This window comes from Pseudomonas sp. SWRI92 (assembly GCF_014268685.1).
Lineage (GTDB): Bacteria > Pseudomonadota > Gammaproteobacteria > Pseudomonadales > Pseudomonadaceae > Aquipseudomonas > Aquipseudomonas marvdashtae.
This window is the reverse complement of record NZ_JABWQY010000030.1, coordinates 1-16,302: the sequence shown is the minus strand read 5'-3', so window position 1 is coordinate 16,302 and position 16,302 is coordinate 1. Positions and strand designations below refer to the sequence as shown.

17 protein-coding genes are annotated in these 16,302 nt (G+C 62.7%); 8 read left to right on the top strand and 9 right to left on the bottom strand.

The genetic code is table 11. The annotated features are described in order from the left end of the window. The first annotated feature begins 102 nt into the window (after positions 1–102). A complete protein-coding gene (locus tag HU762_RS26200) occupies positions 103–2,499 on the top strand; it encodes a heavy metal translocating P-type ATPase (protein ID WP_186641804.1) in 2,397 nt (798 codons plus the stop codon). Beyond that, a complete protein-coding gene (gene cueR, locus HU762_RS26195; RefSeq protein WP_186641803.1) occupies positions 2,496–2,930 on the top strand; it encodes a Cu(I)-responsive transcriptional regulator in 435 nt (144 codons plus the stop codon). Before HU762_RS26200 ends, cueR begins: the two co-directional genes overlap by 4 nt. Before the next feature lie 57 nt (positions 2,931–2,987). Here cueR and HU762_RS26190 read toward each other — a convergent pair whose 3' ends face one another. Both HU762_RS26190 and HU762_RS26185 read right to left on the bottom strand, forming a co-directional pair. After that, the gene (locus tag HU762_RS26190; RefSeq protein WP_186641802.1) at positions 2,988–3,881 is read right to left on the bottom strand and encodes a PA4780 family RIO1-like protein kinase; all 894 of its coding nucleotides are present in this window, start codon (positions 3,879–3,881) and stop codon (positions 2,988–2,990) included. A 210-nt stretch (positions 3,882–4,091) separates the two neighbouring features. Beyond that, a complete protein-coding gene (locus tag HU762_RS26185) occupies positions 4,092–4,883 on the bottom strand; it encodes a helix-turn-helix transcriptional regulator (protein ID WP_186641800.1) in 792 nt (263 codons plus the stop codon). Between the two features lie 79 nt (positions 4,884–4,962). Between HU762_RS26185 and HU762_RS26180 the strand changes: the two genes are divergently transcribed. Next, the gene (locus HU762_RS26180; protein WP_186641798.1) at positions 4,963–5,991 is read left to right on the top strand and encodes a bile acid:sodium symporter family protein; all 1,029 of its coding nucleotides are present in this window, start codon (positions 4,963–4,965) and stop codon (positions 5,989–5,991) included. Here HU762_RS26180 and HU762_RS26175 read toward each other — a convergent pair. Beyond that, complete coding sequence (locus HU762_RS26175; RefSeq protein WP_186641796.1) at positions 5,978–7,255, bottom strand: acetyl-CoA C-acetyltransferase; 1,278 nt, start codon at positions 7,253–7,255, stop codon at positions 5,978–5,980. The two genes, HU762_RS26180 and HU762_RS26175, sit on opposite strands and share 14 nt — an antisense overlap. Positions 7,256–7,392: 137 nt before the next feature. Here HU762_RS26175 and HU762_RS26170 point away from each other — a divergent pair, with 137 nt between their 5' ends. Together HU762_RS26170 and HU762_RS26165 are read left to right on the top strand one after the other, a co-directional pair. After that, entirely contained in the window at positions 7,393–8,745 is a 1,353-nt protein-coding gene (locus HU762_RS26170) for a 3-oxoacyl-ACP reductase (protein WP_186641795.1), read from the top strand. Positions 8,746–8,747: 2 nt separating this feature from the next. After that, entirely contained in the window at positions 8,748–9,605 is an 858-nt protein-coding gene (locus HU762_RS26165; RefSeq protein ID WP_186641794.1) for a MaoC/PaaZ C-terminal domain-containing protein, read from the top strand. Positions 9,606–9,677: 72 nt separating this feature from the next. Here HU762_RS26165 and HU762_RS26160 read toward each other — a convergent pair whose 3' ends face one another. Genes HU762_RS26160 through HU762_RS26145 form a run of 4 tightly spaced genes read right to left on the bottom strand, consistent with a single transcriptional unit; the run spans position 9,678 to position 11,927 of the window. Next, positions 9,678–10,235 carry a DUF4136 domain-containing protein gene (locus HU762_RS26160; protein ID WP_186641793.1) on the bottom strand — a complete coding sequence of 186 codons (558 nt, stop codon included), beginning with the start codon at positions 10,233–10,235 and terminating at the stop codon, positions 9,678–9,680. A 20-nt stretch (positions 10,236–10,255) separates the two neighbouring features. Beyond that, on the bottom strand, positions 10,256–10,864 hold the full coding sequence (locus HU762_RS26155) for a DUF4136 domain-containing protein (RefSeq protein WP_186641792.1): 609 nt from the start codon (positions 10,862–10,864) through the stop codon (positions 10,256–10,258). Positions 10,865–10,876: 12 nt separating this feature from the next. Then, the gene (locus tag HU762_RS26150) at positions 10,877–11,626 is read right to left on the bottom strand and encodes a methyltransferase (protein WP_186641791.1); all 750 of its coding nucleotides are present in this window, start codon (positions 11,624–11,626) and stop codon (positions 10,877–10,879) included. Continuing rightward, positions 11,619–11,927, bottom strand: a complete 309-nt coding sequence (locus HU762_RS26145; protein ID WP_186641789.1) for a MazG-like family protein — start codon at positions 11,925–11,927, stop codon at positions 11,619–11,621. Before HU762_RS26145 ends, HU762_RS26150 begins: the two co-directional genes overlap by 8 nt. Before the next feature lie 163 nt (positions 11,928–12,090). On the opposite strand from HU762_RS26145, the gene HU762_RS26140 reads away from it, so the two are divergent. Continuing rightward, the gene (locus tag HU762_RS26140) at positions 12,091–12,384 is read left to right on the top strand and encodes a hypothetical protein (RefSeq protein ID WP_003197447.1); all 294 of its coding nucleotides are present in this window, start codon (positions 12,091–12,093) and stop codon (positions 12,382–12,384) included. Positions 12,385–12,511: 127 nt separating this feature from the next. After that, positions 12,512–13,861, top strand: a complete 1,350-nt coding sequence (locus tag HU762_RS26135; protein ID WP_186641787.1) for an MATE family efflux transporter — start codon at positions 12,512–12,514, stop codon at positions 13,859–13,861. A gap of 4 nt (positions 13,862–13,865) precedes the next feature. Here the strand turns inward: HU762_RS26135 and HU762_RS26130 are convergent, their stop codons facing one another. After that, the gene (locus HU762_RS26130; protein ID WP_186641785.1) at positions 13,866–14,663 is read right to left on the bottom strand and encodes a DUF4123 domain-containing protein; all 798 of its coding nucleotides are present in this window, start codon (positions 14,661–14,663) and stop codon (positions 13,866–13,868) included. Next, positions 14,660–15,979, bottom strand: coding sequence for a contractile injection system protein, VgrG/Pvc8 family (locus tag HU762_RS26125; RefSeq protein WP_186641783.1), 1,320 nt, complete (start codon positions 15,977–15,979; stop codon positions 14,660–14,662). The genes HU762_RS26130 and HU762_RS26125 overlap by 4 nt, the downstream gene beginning before the upstream one ends. Before the next feature lie 91 nt (positions 15,980–16,070). Between HU762_RS26125 and HU762_RS26835 the strand changes: the two genes are divergently transcribed. Further along, the coding region (locus HU762_RS26835; RefSeq protein WP_238340442.1) for a hypothetical protein at positions 16,071–16,302 on the top strand (232 nt) is incomplete at its 3' end.

The window sequence follows — 16,302 nt, the reverse complement described above, 5'->3', positions numbered from 1 at the left end:
GCCCCGCCCCCCAGGGTTTCGGTCACTCGTTGAAACTGGCGCTTGACCTTGCCAGCATGGCAAGGTTGATCCTGTGGTCATCCACTACAGGGAGCCTGCCCCATGCCCGAATCCACCACCTTCGATCTGCCGATCTCCGGCATGACCTGCGCCAGTTGTGCCGGACGGGTCGAACGTGCCTTGAGCAAAGTCGCCGGCGCCAGCGCCGTCAGCGTCAACCTGGCAACGGAACAGGCGCGGATCCAGGCACCCAGGGAAAGCCTGCCGGCCTTGATGCAAGCGGTTGAGCAGGCAGGCTATAGCGTTCCGGTCCAAACCCTGGAGTTGAGCATCGAAGGCATGACCTGCGCTTCCTGCGTCGGCCGCGTCGAACGGGCGTTGGCTAAAGTCGCCGGAGTCAGCCGTGCCAGCGTCAACCTGGCCAATGAGCGCGCGCACCTCGAATTGCTCGGGCAGGTCAATCCGCAAAGCCTGATCGATGCGGTCAAGCGCGCCGGTTACGACGCCAGCGTCTGGCAAGCCGAGCAGCCTCCTCGCACAGCACAAACCGACCACCTGAAGCGTGAGCGCTTGGCCTTGGTCCTGGCGATTGTGCTGTCCATCCCGCTGATATTGCCGATGTTGCTGGAACCGCTTGGCGTGCACTGGATGCTGCCGGCCTGGGCGCAGTTCGCCTTGGCGACGCCGGTGCAATTCATCTTCGGTGCGCGTTTTTACCTTGCAGCGTTCAAAGCCGTCCGCGCCGGCGCGGGGAACATGGACCTGCTGGTAGCGTTGGGGACCAGCGCCGGCTATGGCCTGAGCCTTTACGAATGGGCGATGGCCCGGCCGGGCAGCATGCCGCACTTGTACTTCGAGGCGTCGGCGGTGGTGATTGCCTTGGTGTTGCTGGGCAAATACCTGGAAAGCCGCGCCAAGCGGCAAACCGCCAGCGCCATCCGCGCCCTTGAAGCCTTGCGACCAGAACGGGCGATCCAAGTCATTGACGGAGAGGAACGCGACGTCGCCATCAGCGCCCTGCGTTTGAATGATCAGGTGCTGGTCAAGCCCGGCGAACGCTTTCCGGTGGACGGCGAGGTGCTGGAAGGCCAGAGCCACGCCGACGAAGCACTGATCAGCGGCGAAAGCCTGCCGGTGCCCAAGCAACCCGGCGACAAAGTCACCGGCGGCGCCATCAATGGCGAAGGTCGACTGCTGGTCCGCACGCTGGCGCTGGGCGCCGAGACCGTGCTGGCACGCATCATCCGCCTGGTGGAAGACGCCCAGGCGGCCAAGGCGCCCATTCAAAAGCTGGTGGACAAAGTCAGCCAGGTATTCGTCCCGGTCGTATTGGTGCTGGCGCTCGCCACGTTGCTCGGCTGGTGGTTGTACGGTGCGCCGCTGGAGACAGCGTTGATCAATGCCGTTGCCGTGCTGGTGATCGCCTGTCCGTGCGCCCTGGGCCTGGCGACGCCGACGGCGATCATGGCCGGCACTGGCGTCGCCGCGCGTCACGGGATCCTGATCAAGGACGCCGAGGCGCTGGAGCGCGCCCACGCAGTCAACACCGTAGTGTTCGACAAGACCGGGACCTTGACGTCCGGCACGCCGCGCATCGCTCACTTGAGCGCGCTCGACGGCGACCGGGACACGCTGCTGAGGTTGGCTGGCGCCCTGCAGCGGGGCAGCGAACATCCGCTGGCCAAAGCGGTGCTGGACGCCTGTGCCGAGCGGGGCTTGAACGTACCGGATGTCAGCGATAGCCAATCCCTGACCGGACGCGGCATCGCCGGCAGCCTGGATGGGCGCCGCCTGGCCCTGGGCAATCGACGTCTGCTGGACGAACTCGCGCTGAGCCCCGGTTCGCTGGACGAGTCGGCGCAGGTTTGGGAAAGCGAAGGCCGGACGCTGTCCTGGCTGATCGAACAAGGCACGGCACCTCGGGTCCTGGGCCTGTTTGCCTTTGGCGACACGCTCAAGCCGGGTGCTCTCGCTGCGGTAGAAGCCTTGAACCAGCGCCATATCGCCAGCCACTTGCTCACGGGCGATAACCGCGGCAGCGCCCGGGTTGTCGCCCAGGCGCTGGGCATCACCAACGTCCACGCCGAAGTATTGCCAGCCGATAAATCTGCCATCGTCGAGCAATTGAAAAGCCATTCGGTGGTGGCGATGGTCGGCGACGGTATCAACGACGCTCCGGCACTGGCTGCCGCAGACATCGGCATCGCCATGGGCGGCGGCACCGACGTAGCGATGCACGCCGCTGGCATCACCCTGATGCGCGGCGATCCGCGCCTGGTCCCGGCGGCGTTGGACATCAGCCGCAAGACCTACGCCAAGATCCGCCAGAACCTGTTCTGGGCCTTCGTCTATAACCTGATCGGCATCCCGTTGGCGGCGTTCGGCCTGCTCAACCCGGTGCTGGCCGGCGCAGCCATGGCGCTGTCGAGCGTCAGCGTAGTGAGCAATGCATTACTGTTGAAGTTCTGGACGCCCAAGCACTTGGAGGACAAGCGATGAACATCGGCCAAGCGGCCCGCCAGAGCGGACTGAGCGCGAAAATGATCCGGTATTACGAATCCATCGGCCTGCTCAAGCCAGCCCATCGCACGGACAGTGGATATCGGATCTATGGCAAGGAAGACCTGCACACGCTGGCCTTCATCAAGCGTTCCCGGGACTTGGGATTTTCCCTGGAGGAAGTCGGCAAATTGCTGACCCTGTGGCAAGACCGCCAACGCGCCAGCGCCGATGTCAAGACGCTGGCGCGGCAGCACATTGACGAGTTAAACCAGAAAATCCGCGAACTGGCCGAACTGCGCGACACCCTCCAGGACCTGGTGGAACATTGCCACGGCGACCATCGCCCGGACTGCCCGATCCTCAAGGAACTGGCATCTGGATGCTGCACGGAAACAGCGCAAGCCCGAGCACTGGGCACCAACCGCTGAGCGCAGGCGTTGCCCTTACAAAAAACCCGGCCGGGGCCGGGTTTCAGGATCAACCGATCACTGCATCCAAGGCGGAGGCGGTTCTTCGGTCTTGCCAGGCGGCGCATCGTCGGCCGCGCGTACAGCCTGGCGACGTTCCTCGTCGAGGCGCGCGGCTTCGATCTCGCGCATGATCCCACCGACATCCGCCAGCTCTTCCGGCTCGTCGAACTCACCGGTCAACACGCTGGCCGGGTGCAGGGTGCCGGCCTCGAACAGGGCCCACATTTCCTTGGCGTACTTGGTGCGTTTCAGCTCCGGAGCAAACCGGCCAAAGTAGGACGCCATGTTGCCAACATCCCGCTCCAGCATGCTGAAGGCGTGGTTGTTGCCCGCAGCATCCACCGCTTGCGGCAAGTCGATGATCACCGGGCCGGTCGGCGTGAGCAGCACGTTGAACTCCGACAGGTCGCCGTGCACCAGGCCGGTACACAGCATCAGCACGATCTGGGAGATCAGGAATGCATGGTATTCACGGGCCTGGTCCGGCTCCAGCACCACATCGTTCAGGCGCGGCGCGGCATCGCCGTACTCGTCGGCCACGAGTTCCATCAGCAGCACGCCCTCCAGGAAGTCGTACGGCTTGGGGACTCGCACGCCAGCGCTGGCCAACCGGAACAGCGCGGCCACTTCGGCATTCTGCCAGGCGTCCTCGGTTTCCTTGCGCCCAAACTTCGACCCTTTCGCCATGGCGCGGGCCTGACGGCTGTTGCGGACCTTGCGGCCTTCCTGATATTCGGCCGCCTGGCGAAAACTTCGCTTGTTCGCCTCCTTGTAGACCTTGGCGCAACGTAGCTCGTTGCCGCAGCGCACCACATAAACAGCTGCTTCTTTACCACTCATGAGTGGGCGCAGCACCTCGTCGACCAGACCGTCCTCGATCAGGGGTTCAATGCGTTTTGGAGTCTTCATCAGCTTTTATTCTGGGTCCTTTATTACCAAACACGCGAATGACAGGTCGTTATACGGCAATCCTCCCCTCACGGGGAGGGGGGCCGACCTATGAACCTTGGATGCACACACTGTGCCGGTCCAAGTCAACCGAGCCGAATCATAGCCGAGACCGGGTGCGGCGCTGCTAAATGAATATGCAGGCATTTGCGACAAGAGCTGACAAATGGATCAATGCTTGAACAGTTCGCCCGGCGTAAAACCGAACAGCCCCTTGAATGCCGCGATGAAAGCGGACGTTGAATCATACCCGCAGGACAACGCCGCGCTGGTCACGCTGTCGCCTTTTTCCAGCGATTGCAGGGAAGACAACAATCGCATGCGCTGGCGCCAGGCGCGGAAACTCAAACCGGTTTCACGCTGAAACAGACGCATCACAGTCTTTTCCGACGTGCCCAGGCGTTCCGCCCAGGCTTGCAGCGTCACGCTGCCTTCTGGCTGTTCGATCAATTCATTGCACAGTTCCAGCAAACGCGCGTGACGGGGCAATGGCAGGGAAAAGCCCACTTCCGGCAGTGCTGCCAGTTGATCCAGCAGTACCTGGACCAGGCGTGCTTCCTCGGTATCGCCCTCGGGATATGTGGCGGGGAACTGACAGAACATCTTGATCAGCTCCCGCGCCAGCGGCGTGACTTCCAGCACCCGACAGCGGTCCTCGGCCCACGGGCACGCTTGGCGATGGACATAAAGACTGCGCATTTCCGCCCGCATGGAGGACACGACATGATGCTCCAGATCCGCCGGGATCCAGATCCCCCACTGCGGCGGTGCAAAGAAACTCCCCTCGGCGGTATGGACGCCGAGCACGCCGCTGATCGCATAGGAAAATTGCACCCAATCGTGACGGTGAACCGGCGTCCATGATCCGGCGTTCAAACTTTCGACCCGGGCATAAAGCGGCCTGGGCAGTTCCGTCAGGTCGGGAATGCGCCGTTCGAGCTGTTGGTGTCCGTTAGTCGGCATTGATTGGCCTTATGTCGCAAGACGACTGTGTAAGGCGACGTTAGGCTAAGTCGACTTCTCTTTCAACGCGCGGTGGCCTATGCACATTCTCCAACATCTCAAACGCATGGTGACCGACTGGTTCCTCTGCGGCATGTTGCTCGCCACGCTGCTGGCTTACTTTTTCCCCCGCTTCGGCGCCACTGGCGGTGCCATGCATGCTGAATGGGTAGTCAATATCGGCATCTTCGTGGTGTTTTTCCTCCATGGGGTCAATCTGTCCGGCGAACAGATCCGCCATGGCTTCAAGAACATCCGCCTGCACCTGATGGTGCAAGGCTTTACGTTTGTCGTATTTCCGCTGATCTGGTTGCTCAGCAACTGGCTGTTGCGCAGCCATGTGCCGGCGTTGTTGATGCTGGGCTTCTTCTATCTATGCGCCCTGCCGTCGACCATTTCTTCGTCAGTGGCCCTGACCGGCAGCGCGGGCGGCAACGTGCCGGCGGCGATTCTCAACGCCAGCCTGTCCAGCGTGCTGGGGATCTTCCTGACACCCCTGTTGGTCAGTCTAGTGGTCGGCAGCGGTGCCGGTGGCATCGACCTGGGTTCGACACTGCTCGATCTTTGCCTGATGTTGCTGCTGCCGCTGGTGCTCGGGCAGTTCCTGCGGCGCTGGCTGGGCGGTTTTTTCGCCCGCTACAAACGCTACACCAGCGTCATCGACAAGCTCGTCATCCTGCTGCTGGTCTACGCGGCGTTCTGTAATTCGATGGTGTCGGGGATCTGGCAGCAACAAGGCAATAGCGTGCTGCTTAGCGCGGCACTGGGCAGCGCCGTGTTGCTGGCGGTCATTCTGTGGATGACCACCCGCACCGCTCGCGCCCTGCGGTTCAGCAACGCCGATGAAATCGCCGCAGTGTTTTGTGCCAGCAAGAAATCCCTCGCGGCTGGCGTGCCGATGGCGGCGCTGATCTTCGGCAACAACCCCGGGCTTGGGCTGATCCTGTTGCCGATCATGATCTATCACCCGCTGCAATTGATCGTTTGCTCGATCCTCGCCGAACGCTACGCCAGCCGCAGGCGAGCGCAAGCGACTCAGCCGCGCGAAGCCACCGTCAGCGCTCGATAATCGCCGTCACACCTTGGCCGGCGGCCGCGCAGATGGATATCAGCCCCCGGCCCTTCCCCGCCGCGTCCAGCAATTTGGCCAGGTTGGCGACGATCCGTCCGCCGGTGGCGGCAAACGGGTGACCGGCGGCCAGTGAGCTGCCTTTCACGTTTAACCGGCCGCGGTCGATGGCACCCAGCGGCGCATCGAGGCCCAGGCGGGTTTTGCAATAGTCCGCGTCCTCCCAGGCTTTCAAGGTGCACAACACCTGGGCAGCGAATGCCTCGTGGATCTCGTAGTAATCGAAGTCCTGCAACGTCAGGCCGTTGCGTGCCAACAGCCGTGGCACGGCATAGACCGGCGCCATCAGCAACCCTTCGGCGCCATTGACGAAATCCACCGCCGCCGTTTCGCCATCGCGCAGGTACGCCAGGATCGGCAGCCCACGGGCCTTGGCCCATTCCTCACTGCCCAACAATACCAGCGAGGCGCCATCGGTCAGCGGCGTGGCGTTGCCCGCCGTCAATGTGCCCTTGGCGCTTTTTTCGAAAGCCGGTTTCAACGAGGCGAGCTTCTCCAGGGTCAGGTCCGGACGCAGGTTGTTGTCGCGGGTCAGGCCGAGAAAAGGTGTCATCAAATCGTTGTGCCAGCCTTCGGCATAAGAAGCGGCCATTTTCTGATGACTTTCCAACGCCAGCTGGTCCTGTTCTTCACGGGGAATCTGCCAGGTCTGCGCCATCAATTCGCAGTGCTGCCCCATGTTCAGGCCCGTGCGCGGTTCGTTGATGCGCGGCAGGTCGGGAACCAGATGCTGGGGGCGCAATTGCAAGAACGCCTTGATCTTGTCGGCGGTGGTCTTGGAGCGGTTGGCTTGCAGCAGAATCCTGCGCAGCCCTTCATTGACGCCGATCGGTGCGTCGGAGGTGGTGTCCACGCCGCCGGCGATGGCGCTGTCGATCTGGCCCAGGGCGATTTTATTGGCCACCAGCAGCACGGTTTCCAGACCCGTACCGCAAGCCTGCTGCACATCGTAGGCTGGAGTGCTCGGCGACAGCCTTGAGCCGAGCACGCATTCGCGGGTCAGATTCATGTCCCGGGAAAATTTCAGCACCGCCCCCGCTGCCATTTCGCCGATGTGCTCGCCGTGCAGGTTATAGCGCTCGATCAAGCCCTCGAGCGCGGCCGTCAGCATCGCTTGGTTGCTAGCAGTGGCATAGGGCCCGTTGGAACGGGCGAAAGGAATGCGGTTACCGCCGATGATCGCGACGCGGCGTAGCTGTGCCATGGAAAAACTCCCTGTGTATGCCCGAAACTGTCAACAATAGCCTGCCCCGGCATGAGCTTAGGCTTTATCCAGGCGATCGAACGACTGATTGCCAAACATGGTCCACACTTGGAACCTCATCAGCCGGAGTGTGTTCCATGTCAGATCGTTACATAGACTTCGCCAATTCGCCCATTGGCCTGCGTCTGGTTGGCGCTCTCGGCCTGCCATCGCCGGTACGCCTGGAGCGTTGGCAAGCCGGGCGCTTGCGGCCAATCGAGGGCGCCTTGCTGCTGGGCGGCGGCCCGTTGACCGAACAGGTCGGCGCGTTCGCCAAACGCCTCACTGACGCCATTTTCATCTACGGGGGCGAACCGACGCTGGCGACCGAATGGATTCCCGGCCACGGCCCGAAGATCAAGGCGGTGGTGTACGACGCCAGCCACCTGGTGCAGGTTGACCAGCTCAAGCAGCTGCGCGAGTTTTTCCAGCCACTGATGAAAAACCTCGACCACAGCGCCCATGTCGTCATCCTCGGCCGCGCCCCGGAAAGCCTCGGCGATCCGTTTGCTGCCAGCGCCCAGCGGGCCTTGGAAGGTTTCAGTCGTTCCCTGGCCAAGGAGCTGCGCAACGGCGGGACGCTGCAATTGCTGTACGTCGGCGACGGTGCCGAAGCGCAGCTGGAAGGCGCCCTGCGGTTCTTCCTGTCGCCGAAAAGCGCCTACGTTTCCGGCCAAGTCATCCGCCTCAAGGCCTGTGAGACCCAGGTCCAGGACTGGACCCGACCGCTGACGGGGCTCAAGGCGCTGGTTACCGGCGCGGCGCGCGGCATTGGTGCGTCGATTGCCGAAACCCTCGCCCGTGATGGCGCCGACGTGATCCTGCTGGACGTTCCGCAGGCCAAGGCCGATCTCGAAGCGCTGGCTGCGCGCCTGAGCGGGCGCAGCGTGACACTGGACATTTGTGCCGAAGACGCAGCCACCCAGTTGATCGGACATTTGCCCGACGGCGTCGATATCGTGGTGCATAACGCCGGCATCACTCGCGACAAGACCCTGGCCAACATGACCCCGGAATTCTGGGATGCAGTACTGGCGGTCAACCTCAACGCACCGCAAGTGCTCACCAAAGCCCTGCTCGACAATGGCACCCTGCGCGATAACGGCCGGGTGATTTTGCTGGCGTCCATCAGTGGCATCGCCGGCAATCGCGGCCAGACCAATTACGCCGCGAGCAAGGCCGGGCTGATCGGCCTGGCACAGGCTTGGGCGCCAGCCCTGCAGACGCGAGGGATCAGTATCAATGCGGTGGCGCCGGGCTTCATTGAAACGCGCATGACTGCCGATATTCCCTTTGGCCTGCGCGAAGCCGGGCGGCGCATGAGCTCGCTGGGCCAGGGCGGCTTGCCTCAGGATGTCGCCGAAGCCGTGGCCTGGCTCGCCCAACCGGGAACCGGCGCCGTCACCGGACAGGCGCTGCGAGTCTGCGGACAAAGCCTGTTGGGGGCATGACCATGACGATCCAATGGCATGAAATAACCGCCGCGCCGTCGATGTCCGGGCTGTACGCAAAGGCCGCGACACGCCGCAAGATCACCGGTACCACGTTGCCGGACGTTGGGCTGCGCCAGATGATCCAGGTCGATCAGCAACGCCTGGCGGCGTATCGCAAGGTCTGCGGTTTCGCTGAAAGCGGGCTGCTGCCGCCGACTTATCCGCACGTCCTGGCGTTCGCCCTGCAAATGCAATTATTGACCGACCGGGACTTTCCGTTCCCGCTGCTGGGGCTGATCCACCTGAGCAATCGCATCCGCGTGCTGCGGCCCATGGGCGGGGTCGGTCAGGTACGGGCCAGCGTCAATGTCGAAAACCTGCAAGCCCATGCCAAGGGTGCGGTGTTCGATCTGGTGACCCGTATCGAGGATCAATTGGGACCGCTGTGGGAGGCCGAAAGCCAGATGTTGTGCAAGGGCGTCCAGCTTGATGGTGCCTTGGTCGAAGACCCTCCGCAGGTCGACCACGAGTTGGCCGAAGTGGCGCGCTGGACCGCACCGGCTGACATTGGCCGGCAATACGCGAAAGTGTCGGGTGACTACAATCCGATCCACCTGAGCAGCGCCAGCGCCCGTCTGTTCGGTTTCCCTAGCGCCATTGCCCACGGCCTATGGAACAAGGCGCGGACCTTGGCGGCGCTGGATGACCATTTGCCCGAGGCCAACATCGAGATCGACGTGACCTTCAAGAAACCGGTACGCCTTCCCAGCGAAGTGACACTGCTGGCGAGCGCCGCGGGGTCCAGCGGGAAGCTGCGATTGGTAGGCGCTGGGGAGCTGGAGCATATGATCGGGACGTGGCGGCCGGCGGTGGCTTGAGCAACAGACGGTTTTGGCGATAAATCCTCTGTCGGGAGCGAATCTGCTCGCTCCCGACAAGAATTTTCACGGTCAGCGCGGCGGATAATTGGACAGGATCCGCCCCACTGTCTCGCGCACCTTGGTGCTGCGATCGATCGGGTTGGGCGAATTGCTCAGCAGTTGCTCATCGCTGCCGCGCCACACCAGCTTGCCGTCCTTGCCATCGAGCAGATCGATCTGCACCGTCGCGACCTTGTAGCTGACGTTGCGGGTTTCGTTGTACATCGGCCCGCCCCAGTAACCATTCCAAGGACCGCCCCAACCGCCACCGTAATTGGTCGTCACCTGCTGCTGGCGATCCTCGACGATCAGGTAGGCCTGGACTTGCACATCGCCCCGGGCACCGGCAGGCGCCGGACGCAGGCCGCGTTGGTCGAGTTGATCGGCGACGGCCTGGCGGATCCGCTGCTCGGTCAGGTCGCTCTGGATGCGTGGGTCGTCGGGGCGATACTGCAACGCCGGCTCTTTCCAGCTCCAGCTGCGGTAGGCGGCGAAATCGCGGCTGGTGTCGAAATCATGGTTGACCTGATTGGAAGCACAGGCGCCAAGCAACAGGACAAGGGCAAACAAGGCAAGACGGCGAAACATGGTTTTTCTCCGTTGCGTAATCAACTGGGGGGATAAGCCGACATGGCCTTTTCCACTGCTTCACGAATGGCGTCGGTGCGCTCGCTTTGATCGCCTCGCTGGCTCGTCTCGGCACTGGCGCTCCATACCGGCTGGCCATTGCGGGCATCGAACAGGTCCACCCGAACCACCACGACCTGTTCTTGGTAGGTGCGCACCATCGGAACGGTGTTGTACATGCCGTAGCCTGGGCCGTAGCGGTTGTAGCCGCCGTAATAACCCGAATCATAATCTTCCCGAACCTGGCGGATGCGAGTCTCCAGGCGCAGGTCGGCACTGACGAAAAGGTCCGCCGGCCGATTGTCATGCAGCGGGCGCAGGCCACGCTGGTCCAGGGCTTCGCTCACCGCCTCGGCCACTTGGGCCGAATCCGCCCAGGCCGTGCCGGGTGGCAGCCGACCATTGAGCCAGGCCCAACTGCGGTAGCGCCCATAGTCACGGGGCGGCGCCGGATAGGCGCTGCGATCGAACACCTTGGCGGCCTCCGGCGGAGCCGGCGGCAACGGATTGGATGTCGCCACATACGGGTTGCTGCCCTGGCAGGCTGCCAGTCCCAGGCACAACACCAATAACCCTGAACGACCTTTCATTTCGCTCTCCAGTCACACCGGACGGCAGACCCAGTGCAGATAACGTCCCAAACCGGCAAACGCCGGATGGCGACGGTGGGCCAGTTCCATTTCCAATAACTGCGCAAGCTCTACGCGCCCCTGGAACTCCACCGGCATGTAGTCATGAAAAACCCGCACGCCACTCTGGATTTCGACCTGCCACAAGTCTTCAAGTTGCGCCGCCAACTCCCGCGGATCAAGGGGTTGTTGCGGCGTCAGGCTCTGTTTTTCGCCGGCCATGTCGTTTTTGCGCAGTTTTCGAAAATGCCCCTTGAGCAGGTTGCGATAAACCAGCGCGTCACGGTTGTAGAAGGCCAGGGACAACCAGCCGCCGGGCACCGTCAGTTGATGCAGCACGGGCAGGATAGCGTGAGGCTCGGCCAGCCATTCGAGCACCGCATGGCACAGCACCAGGTCGTAAGGCTCGGGGAGCTGGCCGAGCAGGTCCTGCCACGGCGCCTGGATGAACGTCGCGCTCTGGCCGGCCTCGGCAAACCGCTGGCGGGCGCCTTCGAGCATGGGCTCGGCCGGCTCGGCCAGGGTGACCTGATGGCCCCGCTCGGCCAGCCACAACGACATGTGTCCAAGCCCCGCGCCAATGTCCAATACCCGCAGCGGGCGGTCTGGCAAGGTTTCAAGCAGATCGGCCTGGAGCACGGCCAGACGAATCGCGCCCTTGGCGCCGCCGTAGATTTTTTCAGCGAAGCGCGTGGCGAGCTGATCGAAATGACGGTCACTCATTGGCGAACCGCCGCTCGCTGTCGGCCAACTTGCTGCGTACCACGGCGTCCATGTCCAGCCCCAGCTCGCTGCAAAGCAACAGCAGATACAACACGATATCGCCGATCTCCTGCCCGGCATGGGCCAGTTTATCCCCCGGCAATTGGCGCGACTGGTCCTCGGTCAACCATTGGAATATCTCCACCAGCTCAGCCATCTCCACACTGGCGGCCATGGCGAGGTTTTTCGGGCTGTGAAATTGCCGCCAATCGTTACGGTCACGTATGGCGTGCAGGCGTTCGGTCAGTTCAACAAGGTTCATCGGGCTCTCCTGAATGCGCATAGCTTCGGGGGATGATGGGGGGAAGGCAAGCGTCTCGGTACGAAGCGGCGAAATACCCCATAATCGAACCATCGCAGCCGCCATCGCTCCTACTATCAGGAGCCCAGGCTCGATTTCGATCCCCCTTCATCAGGATGCACACATGCAGGTAGAAAGCTTTTTCGAATGGCTTGGCCAGGCGCTCGGTTCGGTGATCCGTTTTATCGTCGATCTGCTCAGCGGCCTGTTCAATACCCTGGCCAATGCCGGCGGCAACTTCGTCGATGGCTTGTCCCGCACCCTCGGCATGGACACGTCGATCATCAGCATCATCGCGCTGATCCTCGGCCTGATGCTGCTGTATTCGGCGATCCGCGCGTTCATGCGGGCGTCGATTGTGATGGGCATCATCTGGCTGGTACTGGGGCTGTGGTTGTTGAGTTGGATCATTCACTAAAGCTCTGATCGATCCCGAGCCGCATACCATTGTGGCGAGGCGATAAATCCCCTCGCCACAATGAATCCGAACGCAGAGGAACGATCAACTGGAAGCCGCTACAATCGCGCTCCATCCAGGAGCCACCATGTCCAACCTGATCGCTGACTGGCGCGACCGCCTCACCCATCGCCGGGTATGGGCGCTGGCCGCGCCGATGATTCTCTCGAACATATCCGTGCCGCTGGTAGCGCTGGTCGACAGCACCGTCATCGGCCACTTGCCGCACGCCCATCAATTGGGCGCGGTGGCCGTCGGGGCGAGTCTGTATACCGTATTGGCCTGGGCCATGGGTTTCCTGCGCATGGGCACCACCGGGTTCGCCGCCCAGGCAGCCGGGCGGGGTGACGGGGCGGCGTTGCGGCAGGTGTTGCTGCAAGGACTGCTGCTGGCGATGGGGCTGGCGATTGTGCTCGGCGCGGTGGGCGTGCCGCTGAGCGACGTCGCGTTGCATTTCATGCAGCCATCGGCCGAACTCGATCAGCTGACGCGGGATTTCTTTCACACCCGACTCTTCGGCTTGCCCGCGGCGTTGGCCAGCTACGCGCTGGTGGGCTGGTTTCTCGGCGCCCAGAATGCTCGCGCGCCATTGGTGATACTGCTAGTCACCAATCTGGTGAACATCGCCTTGAACCTCTGGTTCGTCATTGGCCTGGATTGGGGCGTGACCGGTTCGGCGCGGGCGTCAGTCATTGCCGAGTGGACGGGCGCGCTGGTGGGCTTGGCCCTGGCCCGCCACACGTTGCGCGCCTGGCCAGGACGAATCGCCTGGGCGGCCCTGGGGTTGTGGCAGAGCTGGCGACCATTGCTGGCGGTGAACCGGGACATTTTCATCCGCAGCCTGATCCTGCAATCGGTATTTTTCCTGATCACCGTGCAAGGCGCCCGCCTGGGGGATGCGACGGTGGCGGCAAACGCCCTGCTGCTCAATGGCTTGCTGCTGACCGCCCATGCCCTGGACGGCCTGGCCCATGCCGTCGAGGCGCTGTGTGGCCACGCCATCGGCGCCCGGAATCGCCTGGCCCTGCGCCGCTCGCTGGTGGTCGCCTGCGGTTGGTCGCTCATCGCAAGCGTCGGATTTGCCTTGCTGTTTCTGCTTGCTGGGCATTTATTCATCGATATGCAAACCAACATCCCCGATGTGCGCGACACCGCCTACCACTACCTGCCGTACCTCGCGGCGCTGCCGTTGATTGCGGTGTGGAGCTATTTGCTCGATGGCTTGTTCATCGGCGCCACCCGCGCCCGGGAAATGCGCAACGGCATGCTGCTGACGCTGTTGCTGGCGTTGCCATTCGCCTGGGCGCTGCAAGGACTGGGTAACCACGGACTGTGGATCAGCTTCCTGTCGTTCATGGTATTGCGCAGCCTGACGCTCGGCGCCGTCGCCTGGCGCTTGCACCGGCGTGATGGCTGGCTCGACGCTGCCGCTCGATGACGGCTCAGCCTTGATCGTCCTGCCACAGCCGACGCAGATGATCGAGACGTTCTCGCTGCGAGCCGCCCACCAGCCCTGGCACTGGCCGGTCATCGGGATATTGCAGACGTAACCACAACCAGCCGTCGACAACCGCCTGCTCGCTGAACCCCAGCGCCCGGCCCTGTTGCAGATACTCCCAGAGCACCCAATAGTCATGCCCCGTGGAGCGGGACCATTGCCAGACGTGACGCTCCAGCAGGCACTCCTGCAATCTGATTTGCTGCCTGTCGCTGAGGCCATGTTCGGTCGCCAGCGCCGACACCGGCAGCCTTGGATTAGAGAGTTGTTGCCAACCTTGGCAGCCCATCGCCCGGTCAGCCCAAGTACCACCGAACCATCGCAATACGCTGATCGGCCCGAGCCAGCAGCTGAGCTCCCGAGGATCGCAACCATCGAAGAAATAGCTGGCGGTGTGCGGGTTGTAATAGTTCAACAAAGCCTTGTGGTGAAGGCCAAGCGTCACGGTCAACATGCGACGCAAATGCGCCAGCAGCGACTCGACCGGCGTCGCGCTCACCAATAGCAGCCCTGGCCAGGACTGGGCGTCCAATTGGCACAGGCTGGCCAGCGCGGGCGACCGGCGTAAATCCACCAACAACGGGCCGTGCTGCTTCAGTTCGTCGAACTCGGTGTCTTCGAGCAGGGGGAACCGTCGCGCCTCTGTGAATTGCTCGCGCAGGCGCTGCGCAGCCTCCGGCGCGTCCGGCACATCGAGCAGCAACCATTGCGGGGCCGGGCCAGGCAGGATTGCGACGGTCATGGAGCAGCGCCCGCGCCGTGCCGCGTCAACATGCGGCACGTACACACTGGCTCGGCACAAGGACTGAAGCGTCCCCCGCCGGGCAACAGGCAAAGCAAGACCAGCGGCTCGCCTGCCTGGATCGCGGACAATAAGGATGTATCGACTCCAGACGGCTCCGAGGCCGCCTGAGAGGACGGGGCCGACGAGGCCGTCTGTGGCGTCTGTGGCGTCTGGGCGTCGGCAGAAGCGCCGAGAAATGCGCAGACCAAAGGCCGATCAGGATCGCCTTCGATAAAACTCACCAATACTTCGGTGCCCTCGCGAATGGCCCCCGCACCGCGCGACGCCAACTCGGGCGCCAATGGCAGCCAACAATGGCTGGGGCTGGCGCCCTCCCCCTGATAGGCCCAGTCGAACTGAACCGCCACTCGTCCGGCCAGCGGTGGTTCGTCGACCTCCACGACCCATCCGCGTTGCCTGCTCACCATGACGGGCTTGGCTGGCACCCTGTCCGCCACGAAAGGCCACTCCCAGGGAATGGCCCGGAAATGGTTGCCATATAGGCCGGACTGGCCTCGGTGCTCCACCTTGGTCAATCGCCAGCGCTGGTTCCGTCTTTCGAATGAATGTGCGGTCAGAGACAGAACCTGCTCGGCACGCAAGTGCATCAGATCGCTGCGACCTTGTGCCACCGGCACTCCCGAAGCGTCAACCTGTACCCTGAAGGCCTGCACTGCGCCGGTTTGCCCTTCATCGCTGCAAACCGCTTTGGCGGCGATGGGAACTCCGACCACCGTATCAGCGAAAACCAGGCACTGCCGATCCCGAGCGTGTTCGAAATGGAAGTGAATCCCTGCCTGGGCGCACACCCGTTGGAGGAAGTGCAGGTCCGATTCTCGATATTGGGTACACACATCCTGCGGCGGATATTCGCCGCTCAGGTCCAGGCATAAGTTGCGACCACTGATGCCATGCCCCTTGAGCACCTGGCGAATGATCTGCGGCACCGAACAAGCATTGAACACCCGTTGGCTAAAGCGCTGGGCGAGGCACGCCAGCTTCGGCCCGATGCGCACGCGACAGGCCTCGCCATGCCGGTGGACAAGCTCGTGAAGCTGTCCGTGGATGCCCCGATCCGGCGCCCCGAAACTCAACCATACGTCGCGGTACAGCAATCCCGCCAAGTCCAGGGTCAGGTCGCCGAGCACCAGTTCCACCTCGAAAACAAAAGGTTCGCTGATGGCTTCACGGCCCGTGAAGGCCACGACGGTAAGCGCTTCGGACAGACCGGCTATCTCCAGACGAAATGATAACTCGCAGGCTGGATCGGACATCGGCGTTTCTCTACAGGAGGGGCGACCGGGCATTCTCGCTGAGAGCCGGGGTCGAGTAGAGGGCTCAACTGCAAAATAGGAAAAGGACTACATGAAATACGGAAAGCAGCGATTAGGTGAACAGGAGGCTGGAACAAACAAGCTGTACACACGGCAGCGCGACAATGGCCCCTTTACCCTCACCAACAGGCAGACACAGGCCTCGGAACAAAATCGAGTAGGAGGCGGATTTACATCCGCCGTCCTCTCACACCACCGTACGTACGGTTCCGTATACGGCGGTTCAGGTTATACGGATAAACCGTTAATCGTATCCAGTATCG

Coding starts and splice junctions, on each gene's coding strand:
- HU762_RS26145 (WP_186641789.1), bottom strand. CDS start 11,927: ATGAACCTTGTTGAACTGACCGAACGCCTGCACGCCATACGTGACCGT.
- HU762_RS26185 (WP_186641800.1), bottom strand. CDS start 4,883: ATGCCGACTAACGGACACCAACAGCTCGAACGGCGCATTCCCGACCTG.
- HU762_RS26140 (WP_003197447.1), top strand. CDS start 12,091: ATGCAGGTAGAAAGCTTTTTCGAATGGCTTGGCCAGGCGCTCGGTTCG.
- HU762_RS26155 (WP_186641792.1), bottom strand. CDS start 10,864: ATGAAAGGTCGTTCAGGGTTATTGGTGTTGTGCCTGGGACTGGCAGCC.
- HU762_RS26150 (WP_186641791.1), bottom strand. CDS start 11,626: ATGAGTGACCGTCATTTCGATCAGCTCGCCACGCGCTTCGCTGAAAAA.
- HU762_RS26130 (WP_186641785.1), bottom strand. CDS start 14,663: ATGACCGTCGCAATCCTGCCTGGCCCGGCCCCGCAATGGTTGCTGCTC.
- cueR (WP_186641803.1), top strand. CDS start 2,496: ATGAACATCGGCCAAGCGGCCCGCCAGAGCGGACTGAGCGCGAAAATG.
- HU762_RS26170 (WP_186641795.1), top strand. CDS start 7,393: ATGTCAGATCGTTACATAGACTTCGCCAATTCGCCCATTGGCCTGCGT.
- HU762_RS26160 (WP_186641793.1), bottom strand. CDS start 10,235: ATGTTTCGCCGTCTTGCCTTGTTTGCCCTTGTCCTGTTGCTTGGCGCC.
- HU762_RS26200 (WP_186641804.1), top strand. CDS start 103: ATGCCCGAATCCACCACCTTCGATCTGCCGATCTCCGGCATGACCTGC.
- HU762_RS26180 (WP_186641798.1), top strand. CDS start 4,963: ATGCACATTCTCCAACATCTCAAACGCATGGTGACCGACTGGTTCCTC.
- HU762_RS26135 (WP_186641787.1), top strand. CDS start 12,512: ATGTCCAACCTGATCGCTGACTGGCGCGACCGCCTCACCCATCGCCGG.
- HU762_RS26175 (WP_186641796.1), bottom strand. CDS start 7,255: ATGGCACAGCTACGCCGCGTCGCGATCATCGGCGGTAACCGCATTCCT.
- HU762_RS26125 (WP_186641783.1), bottom strand. CDS start 15,979: ATGTCCGATCCAGCCTGCGAGTTATCATTTCGTCTGGAGATAGCCGGT.
- HU762_RS26165 (WP_186641794.1), top strand. CDS start 8,748: ATGACGATCCAATGGCATGAAATAACCGCCGCGCCGTCGATGTCCGGG.
- HU762_RS26190 (WP_186641802.1), bottom strand. CDS start 3,881: ATGAAGACTCCAAAACGCATTGAACCCCTGATCGAGGACGGTCTGGTC.